The following is a 13,101-nucleotide window of genomic DNA, read 5'->3' as shown; positions in this document are numbered from 1 at the left end:
GAAGTGGGGGCCGATTTTTCGCAGCAGCCAGCTTTCAGGGAATTCCGTCTCTCCGCAAAAGGCCCCGGGCAACCGCCCGGGGCTTTTTGCTGTCTCGCGGCTGTTGCGCGCCGGGTGGAAGGGTGGTCACGATTGCGCGTGAGGCTATCGCCTCTTTTTCAAACTCGCCTTGCCAAGCTTGCTTAGATAGTTTATATGTGAACTATTCTGATGTGGCCCCCGCGGTGATCTGGTGGGCCGGCGTCGCGACGAGAGGGAGGATGAACATGCCGGTCTACAAGGCACCCGTCGAAGACACGCTTTTCCTGCTGAACGACGTCTTCAATATCGAGCGCTACAACAACCTGCCGGGCTTTGCCGACGCGACGCCCGATGTCGTCGAGGCCGTCCTGGCGGAAGGCGCGAAGGTCTGCGAGGAGATCCTGCAGCCTTTGAACCACTCCGGCGACCAGGAAGGCTGCACGCGCAACGCCGACGGCTCCGTGACGACGCCCAAGGGCTTCAAGGCTGCCTATGAGGCCTATGCCGGGGCCGGCTGGATCGGCCTTGCCATGGATCCCGAATATGGCGGCCAGGGCCTGCCCTATACGCTGGGTGCCGTCATGAATGAGTTCGCCTCCTCGGCGAACATGGCTTTCGCGATGTATCCCGGCCTGACCATGGGCGCGATCGCCGCACTCTACGTCCATGGCTCGGACGAGCAGAAGCGCACCTATCTGCCGAAAATGATCGAGGGCGAGTGGTCGGGCACCATGAACCTGACCGAGCCGCATTGCGGCACCGATCTCGGCCTGATCAAGACCAAGGCCGTGCCCAATGGCGACGGCTCCTATGCCGTCACCGGCACCAAGATCTTCATCTCGGCCGGCGAGCAGGACATCACGCGCAACATCATCCATCTCGTGCTCGCCCGCATCGAGGGCGCCCCGGCCGGCGTGAAAGGTATCTCGCTCTTCGTCGTGCCGCGTAACGCGATCGGCGCGGATGGCTCCGTCGGCAAGAACAACCACGTCTCCTGCGGCTCGATCGAGCACAAGATGGGCATTCACGGCAATTCGACCTGCGTCATGAACTATGACGGGGCGAAGGGCTGGCTCATCGGCGCCGAGAACAAAGGCCTCAACGCCATGTTCGTGATGATGAACGAGGCGCGCCTGGGTGTCGCGATCCAGGGGCTGGCGCAGTCCGAGGTCGCCTATCAGAACGCTGTCGTCTATGCTAAAGACCGCATCCAGGGCCGCGCGCTGACCGGCGCGAAAAGCCCCGACAAGGCGGCTGATCCGATCATCGTGCATCCCGATGTGCGCCGCACCTTGATGTCGATCAAGGCCTTCAACGAGGCGGCCCGCGCTTTCGTGCTCTGGAACGCGATCAAGTCCGATATCTCCCATCGCTCCAGCGACGCCGCCGAGCGCCAGGCGGCCGATGACCAGCTCGGCCTGATGACGCCGGTGCTCAAGGGCGTGCTGACCGATACCGGCTTCGACAATGCGGTGAAGGCGCAGCAGATTTTCGGCGGTCACGGCTACATCGCCGAGACCGGCGTCGAGCAATTCGTCCGCGATGCCCGCATCGCCATGATCTATGAGGGCGCCAATGGCGTGCAGGCGATGGATCTCGTCGGCCGCAAGCTCGGCCGCGATGGCGGCCGAGCCATCATGGCCTTCTTCAACGAGGTCGCCGGCTTCCTGAAGGACAATGCCGAGGATGAAGGGCTGAAGCCTTTGCTCGGGCCGCTCCAGCTCTCGCTCGGCCATCTCCAGCAGGCGACGATGTGGTTCATGAACAACGCGCTCGCCAAGCCCGATAACGCCGGCGCCGGCGCGACCGACTACATGCACCTGCTCGGCCTCGTCTCGCTCGGCTATATGTGGGCCAGGATGGCCAAGGTCGCGCAGGACAAGCTCAAGGCGGGCGCCAATGGCGCGACCGAGCGCATGAACACCAAGCTGGTGACGGCGCGCTTCTTCATGGAACGCAGCCTGCCGGAGACGGCGGCGCATCTGGCCCGGATCACCTCGGGAGCCGACAGCACCATGGCGCTGAGCGCCGAGCAGTTTTGAAGGGGGCAATAGGCAGTCGGCAGTAGGCAGTCGGAACCACTGAAACCCGACTGCCGACTGCCCATTGCCGACTGCCCAAACAACAAGAACCCGGGAGGCCCTTGATGGCTGATGCATTCATCTACGACCACGTCCGCACGCCGCGCGGCAAGGGCAAGGCCGACGGCTCGCTGCACGAGGTCACTGCGATCGAGCTCGGCACGCAGACGCTGCGCGCGATCAAGCAGCGCAATAGCCTCGATACCAAGCTGGTCGAGGACGTCGTTTTCGGCTGCGTCGATCCCGTCGGCGAGGCCGGCGCCGACATCGCTCGCACCATCGCGCTCAAGGCAGGCTACGGCAAGGAAGTGCCGGGCGTGCAGATCAACCGCTTCTGCGCCTCCGGGTTGGACGCGGTGAACCTTGCCGCCGCGCAGGTGATGTCGGGCCAGAAGGAGATGGCGATCGGCGGCGGCGTCGAGAGCATGTCGCGCGTCGGCATGGGCGCCTCGGGCTTCGGCATCGCGGTCGATCCCAGCGTCGCGATCGACACCTATTTCATGCCGCAGGGCGTCTCGGCCGACCTGATCGCGACGAAATACGGCTTCTCGCGCGATGATGTCGATGCCTTTGCGGTGCGCTCGCACAAGCGCGCCGCCGCCGCCTGGGAGGCCGGGCGTTTCAAGAATTCGGTGATCCCGGTCAAGGACGTCAACGGCCTGATCCTGCTCGATCGCGACGAGACCATCCGCCCCAACACCGACATGCAGACGCTGGCTGGCTTGAAAGCCGCCTTCGTCCAGATGGGCGAGATGGGCGGGTTCGATGCGGTCGCCACCGCGGCGCATCCCGATGTCGAATTCATCAACCATGTCCACCATGCCGGCAACTCCTCGGGCATCGTCGACGGCGCGGCGGCTGTGCTGGTCGGCTCGAAGAAGGGCGGCAAGGCGGCGGGTCTGAAGCCCCGCGCCCGCATCAAGGCCTTTGCCACCATCGGCTCCGACCTCGCCTTGATGCTGACCGGCCCGGTCGATGTCACCGAGCTCGTGCTGCGCAAGGCCGGCATGACGACCAAGGACATCGACCTGTTCGAACTGAACGAGGCCTTTTCCTCCGTGGTGCTGCGCTATCAGCAGGCCTTCGACATCGATGACGCCATCCTCAACGTCAATGGCGGTGCGATCGCGATGGGCCACCCGTTAGGGGCAACCGGCGCGATGATCCTCGGCACCGTGCTCGACGAGTTGGAGCGCACCGACAAGAACACCGCGCTGGTGACCTTGTGCGTGGCGGCCGGCATGGGCGTCGCAACCATCATCGAACGCGTCTGATCGGCGAAGGGGAGAGAAACGATGAACCTCACCAATTTCCGCTTCGAAACCGATTCCGACGGCATCGCCACCGCGACCTGGGACATGCCCGGCCGCTCGATGAACGTCATCACGCCCGAATTGATGGGCGAGCTCGACCAGATCATCGACAAGGTCGCAGGCGATGAGGCGATCAGGGGCTGTGTCATCACCTCCGGCAAGGAGAGTTTCTCCGGCGGCGCCGACCTCACCATACTGCAGGGCCTGCGCGATCTCTTCGTCAAGCTGGCGAAGGAGAAGGGCGAGCAGGTCGCGATGCAGAGCTTCTTCGACGAGAGCCGCAAGCTCTCTCTGCTCTACCGCAAGCTCGAGACCTGCGGGAAACCCTTCGCGGCGGCGATCCATGGCATCTGCCTGGGCGGCGCCTTCGAACTGTCTCTCGCCTGCCAGTATCGCGTCGTCTCGGACGATGCCTCGACCCGCGTCGGCCTGCCCGAGATCAAGGTCGGGCTCTTCCCCGGCGCCGGCGGCACGCAACGCGTCTCGCGCCTGATGCAGACCGGGGACGCGCTGCAGATGATGTTCAAGGGCGAGCAGATCAAAGCCTTGCCCGCGCGCAATACCGGCCTCGTCCACGCCGTCGTGCCGCGCGACCAGCTCGTCGCCAACGCCAAGGAGTGGCTCAAGGCCAATCCGCAGGCCAAGGCGCCCTGGGACGATCCGAAATTCAAGCTGCCCTCCAATAAGGTCTATTCGCCGGCCGGCATGCAGATCTGGCCGCCGGCCAATGCGATCTATCGCCGCGAGACCAACGACAATTACCCGGCCGCCCGCGCCATCCTCTCGGCGGTCTATGAGGGGCTGCAGCTCCCGATCGATCTCGCTTTGAAGGTCGAGAGCCGCTATTTCGCGAAAATCCTGCGGACGAAGGAGGCGGCCTCGATGATCCGCTCGCTCTTCGTCTCGATGCAGGAGCTGAACAAGGGAGCGCGCCGCCCCGCCGACGTGCCGCCGAGCAGGCTCAAGAAGGTCGGCGTCGTCGGCGCCGGCTTCATGGGCGCCGGCATCGCCTATGTCACGGCGCAGGCCGGGCTTGAGGTCGTGCTGGTCGACCGCGACCAGGAGGCGGCCGACAAGGGTAAGGCCTATTCGCACAAGCTGGTCTCCGACCAGATCATGAAGGGCCGCGCCAAGACGGCCGACCGCGACGCGCTGCTCGGGCGCATCCACGCCACCGCCGACTATGCCGCGCTGAAGGGCTGCGACCTGGTCGTCGAGGCCGTGTTCGAGGATCCCAAGGTCAAGGCCGAGGTCATCGCCAAGGTCGAGGCCGAGATCGGCCTCAAGGCGATCTTCGGCTCCAATACTTCGACCCTGCCGATCACGGGGCTGGCCGAACATAGCGTGCGGCCGAAGAATTTCATCGGCATCCACTTCTTCTCGCCGGTCGAAAAGATGCTGCTGGTCGAGATCATCATGGCCAAGAAGACCGGCAAGAAGGCGCTCGCCATGGCGCTCGACTTCGTCCGCGCCATCAAGAAGACGCCGATCGTGGTCAACGACACGCGCGGCTTCTACGCCAATCGCTGCGTCGGCAACTACATCCGCGAGGGCCATCTCATGCTGATGGAAGGCGTGCCGCCGGCGATGATCGAGCAGGCGGGCAAGCAGGCCGGCATGCCGGTCGGCCCGCTCTCTTTGAATGACGAGGTCGCGGTCGATCTCGCCTACAAGGTGCTGAAGGCGACCAAGGCGCAGCTTGGCGAGGGCGCGGTCGATCCGGCGCAGGAGAAGCTGCTGACTGAGATGGTCGAGAAGCATGGCCGGCTCGGCCGCAAGAACAAGAAGGGCTTCTACGATTATCCAGAAGCTGGGCCGAAGCGGCTCTGGCCGGGGCTGGCGGATCTGGTTGCGACGCATCTCGACCCGGAGAGCGTCGACATGCAGGAGCTCAAGCACCGCCTCCTGGTGACGCAGGCTCTGGAGGCGGCACGCACCTATGAGGAGGGTGTCGTCACCGATCCGCGTGAGGCCGATGTCGGCTCGATCATCGGCTTCGGCTTCGCGCCCTATTCGGGCGGGACACTGAGCTATATCGACAATATGGGCGCGGCGGCCTTCGTGAAGCTCTGCGAGGCCCTGGCGAAGAAGCATGGCGAGCGCTTCAAGCCGAACAAGCAGATCAAGCGCATGGCGAAGATGGGCGAGAGCTATTACGGCACGGCGAAGAAGGCAGCCTGAGCCTTCTCCCCACCCATGTCGGTTCCGACATGGGCACATGTCCTGGGAAAGTCGGGTGCACCCGGTTTTCGATGGGACGAGGGGGCTCGGCGAAGCCGGGACGGATCAGGGAAGCCTCTCGACAGAAAAAGAAAAGGGTCGCGCGAGCGACCCTTTTCTCATTCACTGCGCCCGACAGCTTCTTCCACCCATGTCGGATGTTTCCGACATGGGCATGAACTTCACCAAGATCGGGCAAGTCCGATCTTGGTGCAGAGAAAGAAAGCGCTCAGGCTGCCACCGCCCGGATCCCCCGGCGCAGCTTGTCGACAAGCTCCCCGACCTGGCTTTCGCTGATGATCAGCGGCGGCGAGAAGGCGATCGTGTCGGCGGCGGTGCGGACCATCAGCCCTTCCTCGCGGAAGAGGCGGTCCATCGCCTCGAAGGCGCGCTTGCCGACGCCGTCGGCTCGCGGCGCGAGATCAATGGCGCCGACCATGCCGACGGTGCGGATGTCGACGACGTTGGGCTCAGACCTAAGGCTCATGATGGCGTCGGCCCAGGCCGGCTCCATCTCGCGGGCGCGCTCGAACAAGCCTTCCTCGCGATAGATGTCGAGCGTCGCGAGGCAGGCGGCGGCCGCCAGCGGATGGCCGGAATAGGTGTAGCCATGGAACAGCTCGATGGCGTTGTCGGGGCCGTTCATGAAGGCATCGTAGATGTGCTTGCGCACGATCACGCCGCCCATCGGCACGGTCCCCGAGGTCACGCCCTTGGCGAAGGTGATCATGTCGGGAATGACGCCGTAACGCTCGGCGGCAAAGGCATAACCGAGGCGGCCGAAGCCGGTGATGACCTCGTCGAAGATCAAGAGGATGCCATGCTTGTCGCAGAGTTCGCGCAAGCGCTTGAGATAGCCTTTCGGAGCCGGCAGCCCGCCGGTCGAACCGGCCATCGGCTCGACGATCACGGCGGCGATGGTCGAGCCGTCATGCAGCGCGACGATGCGATCGAGATCATCGGCGAAATGCGCGCCGTAATCCGGCTCGCCCTTGCTGAAGGCCTGCTTCTCGCGGTCATAGGTATGCGGCAAATGGTCCGTGCCGGCGAGTAGGCTGCCGAAGAATTTGCGGTTGTTGACCATGCCGCCGACCGAAATGCCGCCGAAGCCGACGCCGTGATAGCCGCGCTCGCGGCCGATCAACCGGGTCTTCGAGCCCTTTCCGGTGACGTTCCAATAGGCGAGCGCGATCTTCAGCGCGGTGTCCGCAGCCTCCGAACCGGAGCCGGCGAAGAAGACATGGTCGAGATCACCTGGTGCCAGAGAGGCAATGCGGGCGGCCGCCGCGAAGACCTTGGGGTGGCCGAACTGAAAGGAAGGTGCGTAATCGAGCTCCTCGGCCTGGGCCTGGATAGCCTGGATGATCGGCTTGCGGGCGTGGCCGGCATTGCAGCACCACAGCCCTGCTGTTCCGTCCATCACCGGCTTGCCTTCCGGCGTGTAATAAAACATCCCCTCGGCGCGCGCGATCATGCGCGGATTTTGCTTGAACGAGCGGTTGGCCGTGAACGGCATCCAGAAGGCTTCGAGATTGTTCGGCGTGCCTAGCGGCTGCGTGGCGGATGTCATCAAGGCGTCCTTGTTGGGTTAAGCGTCTCTCAACCTAACAGTACGATCCGGGGTGTAAATCGCCGTCGCATCGGGGCATCCCTGCACGCCACGAGAGTCGACCCGTCATTCTTTGCTGGGTGACGTTACGTCGTGTCTAAGCTAGTCTGAATGAGGGGAGCGACAAACTGGGCCAGACCCCGATGGTCTCAAGCGGTCAAGCCGGCGTCAGGCTGGACGAGCAGAGAGCCGCAGTGATTCGCGCGGGGCTCGATCGCGTCCTGGCTTCGGACCTGTTCCGCGGTGCGCCGCAGCTTTCCGCCTTTCTGGCCTTCATCGTCGATCGCGCGCTCGACGGGCGCAGCGCCGAGTTGAAGGGGTACACCGTGGCGGTGGAGGCCTTCGGCCGCCCGCCCGATTTCGATCCGCAATCGGACCCGATCGTCCGTGTCGAGGCGGGCCGCCTGCGTAAGGCGCTCGGGCAATATTATCTCGGCGAGGGTGCCGACGACCCGGTCCGCATCGCGATCCCGGTCGGTGCCTATGTGCCGGCATTCGAGGTCGATGAGCGTGCCGGGGTCGAAGCCGAGCCCGCGACCGCGACTGCGGGCGACGCCGTGGCGCAGGAGGAGGCGCCACGGCGTCCCGATGCCGCCGTCTCGCGCCGCTGGCTGCTGGGTGCCGGCCTGGCGCTCCTGCTCGGATTGGCGTCGCTGGCCTCTTGGTATCGTATCCGGGACGACGACGCCCCGGTGCCCGGCGCGCGCATCTTGCAGCCAAGCGTTTTGCAGCAGAGCGTTCCGGTCGAGCGGGTGATGAAGCCGACGACGTCCACCGCTGCTGTGCATCTGCCCGTCCTGGCGATCGTGATCGGCGAGTTGCCGCCGGACCCTATGGCGAACGAGATCGCGCGCCGGTTCGTGACGCTTCTGGCCGACGCGATCGCCGGTTTCGACGATCTCGTCACCGTGAAGGCCCCGCTCGACCCGCGTGCGACGACGGTCGATGCCGACTACGTCTTCGAGCTAAGCGCGACGCGTTTCGGCGATGTCACCGAGAGCGCGGCGAGACTGCGCGCGGTCAAGGATGGGCGCATCGTCTGGATCGGCGCCAGCAACAGGAAGTTCCGGTTCAATGCAGAGGATCCCGAATTGCCGGACATCGCCCGGCGCCTGGCGATCCGCCTGGCCGAGCCGTTCGGCATCATCCATGCCGATTTCAGGCAGTCCTCGGTCATATCGCCGGCGATGCGCTGCATCTTTCAGGCGCTCGATTTCCGTCTGACGATGAAGGCCGAGGACCATCTGGCGGCACGCACTTGCCTGGAGGGGGTGCTCGAGAAGGATCCGAACTTCCACGCGGCCTGGTCGCAACTCGCTTTCCTGACCCTGGACGAATACACCGCCGGCCTGAATCTGCAGTCCGGCCCGCCGCTCGACCGGGCGCTGAGCGCGGCGCTGAACGCAGTTCGCCTGGCGCCGTCCAGCGCCCGCGCCCTGCAGGCGATGATGGACGTGCTCTTCGCGCGCGGGCAGCCCGACGAGGCGCTGGCTGCTGGCCGCGAGGCTTTGACGCGCAACCCTTATGATCCCGACATCATGGCTGATCTCGGGGCGCGTTTCATCCAGCTCGACCGCCCGGCCGAAGGCCTGCCCCTGCTGGAACGGGCGGTCTCGCTCAGCAGCGGCCGGCCGCCCTGGTATGATTTCTACGCCTTTCTGGGCGCGCGGCTGACCGGCGCCAACAAGCAAGCCGAAAGCCATGCTGCCCGGCTCCTGGCAAATGAGGGGCCGCTGAGCCTGCTTGGACGCGCGCTGCATTATGCCGGGACCGGCGACCAGGCCGGATTCGCAGCCGCGGTGTCCGGCCTCGCCGAGGCGTCCCCGTTGTTTCGCGTCGATCCGCGCCTCTTCCTCGAGCGCCGGGGTTTCGGCCCTCCGGTTATAGAGCGGATCATGAGCGATCTGGGGCCGACGATCCTGGACCTGATCAAGCGGCCCTGATCTGTCCTCGCCGCGCGATCCACTGTTTTTCCTGCATTTACAGCCGCAACGCCTCGATCAGGCGCTCGCAAGCCGCCCGACCTATGGTTAAGGTTGCGGAACACCCGTGATTCGCCGATTCGTCCCGATCAACCCAACGCGCGAATGCTGCCTTGGCCCCTGCCCGCCTGAACGCATTGCACCCTCTCGCCGCAGCCGTCACAGGCGTTTCGGCCGGCGCGATCACGACCTTGCTGCTGCCGGGCGGATTGGGCGCAGCCGCGGGACTCCTGCTCTGCGGTAGCGGGTTGATCGGCACGGCCCGGCTCTATGAGCGCCGCCTGCTGGCCCAGCGGGAGCAGATCTTCGCCGGCCTCGGCGAGGTCAAGGTCAGGCTCGCGACAAATGCGATCAGGCTGGACAACCTGTCGCAGCGCGTCGAGCAGATGCCGATGCGCGAGGCCGACGCAGCGCCGGCGCGCGCCGCGATCAACGAACTGACGGCCGAGGTCGGCCTGCTCGGCGATCTCATCCATCAGGTCGCGACCACGCTTGCCGATCACGACGCCCAATTGACCGTGGCGCAAGCGCGGCAGGCGCAGCCGCCCGCCAAGCCGGCGCCGGTTCCGGTGATCGATCCGGAGGCCGCGCGCCAGGCGCGGCTCGACGCGATCGCGGCCGAACGCGAGGAGGCCGAGCGCGCCGCCGAACGTCGCGCCGCCGACAAGCGCGCTGCAGTGATCAGCACGGCCTTGTCCGAGGGCAAGGTCGAGGTGCATCTGCAGCCGATCGTGCAATTGCCGCAGCGGCGCACACGCGGCTACGAGGCGCTGGTGCGCCTGCGGGTCGACGAGAACACGCTGCTCCTGCCCGAGGATTTCCTGTCGATTGTCGAGCAGCGCGGCTTCGGCCCGACGCTCGATGCGCTGGTGCTGACGCGCGCTCTGGCGATTGCGCGCCATCTCGGCACGAAGCAGGGCGGGCTCTTCGTCTCCTGCAATTTCAGCGAGGCGACCTGGAGCTCCTCCAAGGCGCTGGCGACGCTGGCGCGGATTCTCGACAAATATCGCGAGCACAATGGCCATCTCGTGGTGGAGATGCCGCAGCGCGTCTTCCGCGCGCTGGACCCGACGAGCCTGGGATTGCTCGGCGCGATGTCGGCCAATGGCGTGCGTTTCGCGCTCGATCAGGTCGCTGATCTGCGGCTCGATCCCATTGCGCTGTTCGATCGCGGCATTCGCTTCGTCAAGGCGCCCGCGACGCTGTTCCAGGCCGAGATGGCCGGTGAGGGGTCGCTCGACATCGCGGCTGGCGATTTGGCGTCGATGATGGCGCGGGCCTCAATCGCGCTGGTCGCGGACGAGATCGCCGACAACCCGACCGTCGCGGACATGATCGAGCTCGGCATCACCTATGCGCAGGGCCTGATCTTCTCGCCGCCACGCCCGGTGAAGCCAGAGGTCTTCGCCGAGCCGGAGGCCGCGCCGCCTGCCACAGCAAGCGAAACCGCACTGCCGCGCCCCACCGCCGAGGTTCTTGGCTATCCGCTGCTGCCCGTGAGCCCGGCGCAGGACGAGGCCAAGCCCGAGCGTCAGTCGTTCCGTTCCGTGCTGCGCCGCGCCAGCGCGTGATCGTCGGCATCGGCCCTGGCCCTGCGAGCCTCGTCGGTGCAAATCTTATTGATGCAAGTCTCATCGATGCATGCATGAGAGCTCGGTGCCGAGAAGCGGTTGTCATTTTCCGGCATCATGCTTTTCCTTCAGGCGGTAGAATCTTTTTCAGGCGATAGAACCTGCCGACGCCATCCGGAGTGACCACGACTTGAGTGACCAAGACTCGACTGACCAAAACTTGCCGCCATCGAAGAGCAAAGCCACCACAGCCCTGACCGGCTTTTCCGAGATCGCCGACCGCTTCGATCTCTGCCTCTGCGATGTCTGGGGCGTGGTCCATAACGGCGTCGTGGCGCATCGCGGCGCCGTCGAGGCGTTGGTCGCTGCCCGGCAGCGCGGGGTGTTTGTCGTCCTTGTCACCAACGCGCCGCGCCCGCGCGCCGAGATCGAGCGCCAGCTCGCCGGGTTCAATGTGCCGAAGGACGCCTGGGACGCGATCGTGACCTCCGGCGATGTCTGCCGCGCCTTGATCCAGGAGCGCGCCGGTGAGCCTGTCTTCATGCTCGGCCCCGACCGCGACCTGCCGCTGGTCGCCGGGCTGGATGCTCCGCGCGTCGGGCCGGCGGAGGCGAATTACGTGCTCTGCACCGGCCTGTTCGATGACGAGACCGAGACGGCCGGTAGCTATGCCGGCATGCTGGCCGACTTCGCCCGGCGCGAACTCACCATGATCTGCGCCAATCCCGATCTGGTGGTCGATCGGGGAGGGCGCATCGTGCCTTGCGCGGGCTCGATCGCGCTCGCCTATGAAGAGGTCGGCGGCAAGGTCATCTATGCCGGCAAACCGCACCAGCCGATCTACGAGATGGCGGTCGCGATCATGGAGCGGGAACGTGGCGCAGCCGTAGAGCGATCGCGCATCTGCGGCATCGGCGACGCGATCCGCACCGACATCGCCGGAGCCAACGGCTTTGGCGCGACGAGCGTCATGGTGCTGGCCGGGATCCATGCGCAGGACCTGCTCGAGGCGTCCTGGGAGCACAGGCATGATTGGTTCGCCGAGCAGAGCCACCGGCCGGACTACGCATTGCCGCATCTGGTGTGGTGAGAGGGCGCCTCTATGCGGCCCTCATCCTGAGGAGCGCGCTCAGGCGGCGCAGACCGATTCGATCTTGGTCTTCAGCGTCTGAGCGTTGAACGGCTTGACGATGTAGTTGTTCACGCCGGCCTTCTTGGCGGCGATGACGTTTTCGGTCTTGGATTCGGCGGTCACGATGATGAATGGCGTCTGCGACAGCGCATCTTCCTCGCGCACGCGGCGCAGCAATTCGAAGCCGGTCATCGGCTCCATGTTCCAGTCCGAGATCACCAGCCCGTATTTCTTGTCGCGCATCTTGGCGATTGCCGCGGAGCCGTCGGACGCGTCATCGACATTCTCGAAGCCGAGCTGCTTCAGGAGATTGCGGATGATTCGGACCATGGTCTGATAATCATCGACCACCAGGATCGGCATGGAGGGGTCGAGAGCCATTATGGTGCTCCAAGCATCAAATTCGCAGGGCGGGGCGATACCCAGGCCGCGTGCCGTGTCTGACGGGCGGCCATGGATCAACTGTCTTAGGCCTGCGGCGTTTCAAAGCGGTTAATCCAATGCCGAAGTGACCTTGCGGCATTTTCCGCTCTGCCGGCCGCAATGGCCGGTGATCACCAAAGTTCAATGGTCGAAACCGGGTGGCTGTGACAGGCTTTCGCAGATGCGAGATAGAGGCCGGGCCGCGCCGAGGTGCTGGTCTGGAGCACCGGGACGACCAGGACGATGACCAGCTCTCTTTATCAGGTCCATGCCTTCGAGGATCTGTCGATCGGGCAGAACGAAAGCCTGATGCGCACCGTGATGGAGCGCGACATCTCGCTTTTCGCCGAACTCTCGGGCGATGCGAACCCGATCCACCTTTGCGACCGCTATGCCGCCAGCACCAAGTTCGGCCAGCGCATCGCCCATGGTATGCTGACCGCGAGCCTCGTCTCGGCGCTGCTCGGCACGCGCCTGCCGGGGCCGGGCGCGGTCTATCTCTCGCAGACGCTGACCTTCCTTGCGCCGGTCAAGATCGGCGATGTCGTCACCGCCCGCGTCGAGGTGGTGGAGCTGGTGGTCGAGCGTAGGCGGGCGCGGCTGTTCTGTGAATGCCTGGTCGACGGCAAGGCCGTGCTGGAAGGCGAGGCCTGGGTCGCGCTGCCGCCTGCGCGGTCGAAGGTCTGAGGCAATTGTGAGATACAAGGCCTGTGTGAGATAAAGGCTCGGCCTTGACGCCCCTGCGGCCT

Annotated in this window: 9 protein-coding genes; 7 read left to right on the top strand and 2 right to left on the bottom strand. The window is 65.2% G+C overall.

The genetic code is table 11. The annotated features are described in order from the left end of the window. The first annotated feature begins 266 nt into the window (after positions 1 to 266). The 3 genes from BMZ97_RS12820 to BMZ97_RS12810 all read left to right on the top strand — a co-directional run bounded on the left by BMZ97_RS12820 (position 267) and on the right by BMZ97_RS12810 (position 5,596). On the top strand, positions 267 to 2,063 hold the full coding sequence (locus BMZ97_RS12820) for an acyl-CoA dehydrogenase C-terminal domain-containing protein (RefSeq protein WP_092171351.1): 1,797 nt from the start codon (positions 267 to 269) through the stop codon (positions 2,061 to 2,063). Between the two features lie 104 nt (positions 2,064 to 2,167). Next, positions 2,168 to 3,376, top strand: a complete 1,209-nt coding sequence (locus tag BMZ97_RS12815; RefSeq protein WP_092169743.1) for an acetyl-CoA C-acetyltransferase — start codon at positions 2,168 to 2,170, stop codon at positions 3,374 to 3,376. Positions 3,377 to 3,397: 21 nt separating this feature from the next. Then, positions 3,398 to 5,596: an FAD-dependent oxidoreductase gene (locus BMZ97_RS12810; RefSeq protein ID WP_092169740.1), complete on the top strand. Its 2,199-nt coding sequence runs from the start codon at positions 3,398 to 3,400 to the stop codon at positions 5,594 to 5,596. A gap of 268 nt (positions 5,597 to 5,864) precedes the next feature. On the opposite strand, the gene BMZ97_RS12805 is transcribed toward BMZ97_RS12810, so the two are convergent. Then, positions 5,865 to 7,205, bottom strand: a complete 1,341-nt coding sequence (locus BMZ97_RS12805; protein WP_244546386.1) for an omega-aminotransferase AptA — start codon at positions 7,203 to 7,205, stop codon at positions 5,865 to 5,867. A 233-nt stretch (positions 7,206 to 7,438) separates the two neighbouring features. Here BMZ97_RS12805 and BMZ97_RS12800 point away from each other — a divergent pair, with 233 nt between their 5' ends. From BMZ97_RS12800 to BMZ97_RS12790, 3 genes are all read left to right on the top strand, one after another. Beyond that, positions 7,439 to 9,187: a tetratricopeptide repeat protein gene (locus BMZ97_RS12800; RefSeq protein WP_139221212.1), complete on the top strand. Its 1,749-nt coding sequence runs from the start codon at positions 7,439 to 7,441 to the stop codon at positions 9,185 to 9,187. 152 nt (positions 9,188 to 9,339) lie between these two features. After that, entirely contained in the window at positions 9,340 to 10,797 is a 1,458-nt protein-coding gene (locus BMZ97_RS12795; RefSeq protein ID WP_139221211.1) for an EAL domain-containing protein, read from the top strand. 220 nt (positions 10,798 to 11,017) lie between these two features. Continuing rightward, a complete protein-coding gene (locus BMZ97_RS12790; protein ID WP_244546385.1) occupies positions 11,018 to 11,887 on the top strand; it encodes a TIGR01459 family HAD-type hydrolase in 870 nt (289 codons plus the stop codon). A 39-nt stretch (positions 11,888 to 11,926) separates the two neighbouring features. Here BMZ97_RS12790 and BMZ97_RS12785 read toward each other — a convergent pair whose 3' ends face one another. Further along, positions 11,927 to 12,310, bottom strand: coding sequence for a response regulator (locus tag BMZ97_RS12785; protein WP_092169732.1), 384 nt, complete (start codon positions 12,308 to 12,310; stop codon positions 11,927 to 11,929). A 285-nt stretch (positions 12,311 to 12,595) separates the two neighbouring features. On the opposite strand from BMZ97_RS12785, the gene BMZ97_RS12780 reads away from it, so the two are divergent. Next, positions 12,596 to 13,039, top strand: a complete 444-nt coding sequence (locus BMZ97_RS12780) for a MaoC family dehydratase (RefSeq protein ID WP_092169729.1) — start codon at positions 12,596 to 12,598, stop codon at positions 13,037 to 13,039. The last annotated feature ends 62 nt before the right edge of the window (positions 13,040 to 13,101 follow it).

The organism is Allobosea sp. OK403 (assembly GCF_900113835.1).
GTDB lineage: Bacteria > Pseudomonadota > Alphaproteobacteria > Rhizobiales > Beijerinckiaceae > Allobosea.
The sequence above is the reverse complement of the archived record's forward strand: the minus strand, read 5'-3'. Positions and strand labels throughout refer to the sequence as shown.

Coding starts and splice junctions, on each gene's coding strand:
- BMZ97_RS12820 (WP_092171351.1), top strand. CDS start 267: ATGCCGGTCTACAAGGCACCCGTCGAAGACACGCTTTTCCTGCTGAAC.
- BMZ97_RS12815 (WP_092169743.1), top strand. CDS start 2,168: ATGGCTGATGCATTCATCTACGACCACGTCCGCACGCCGCGCGGCAAG.
- BMZ97_RS12810 (WP_092169740.1), top strand. CDS start 3,398: ATGAACCTCACCAATTTCCGCTTCGAAACCGATTCCGACGGCATCGCC.
- BMZ97_RS12805 (WP_244546386.1), bottom strand. CDS start 7,205: ATGACATCCGCCACGCAGCCGCTAGGCACGCCGAACAATCTCGAAGCC.
- BMZ97_RS12785 (WP_092169732.1), bottom strand. CDS start 12,310: ATGGCTCTCGACCCCTCCATGCCGATCCTGGTGGTCGATGATTATCAG.
- BMZ97_RS12780 (WP_092169729.1), top strand. CDS start 12,596: ATGACCAGCTCTCTTTATCAGGTCCATGCCTTCGAGGATCTGTCGATC.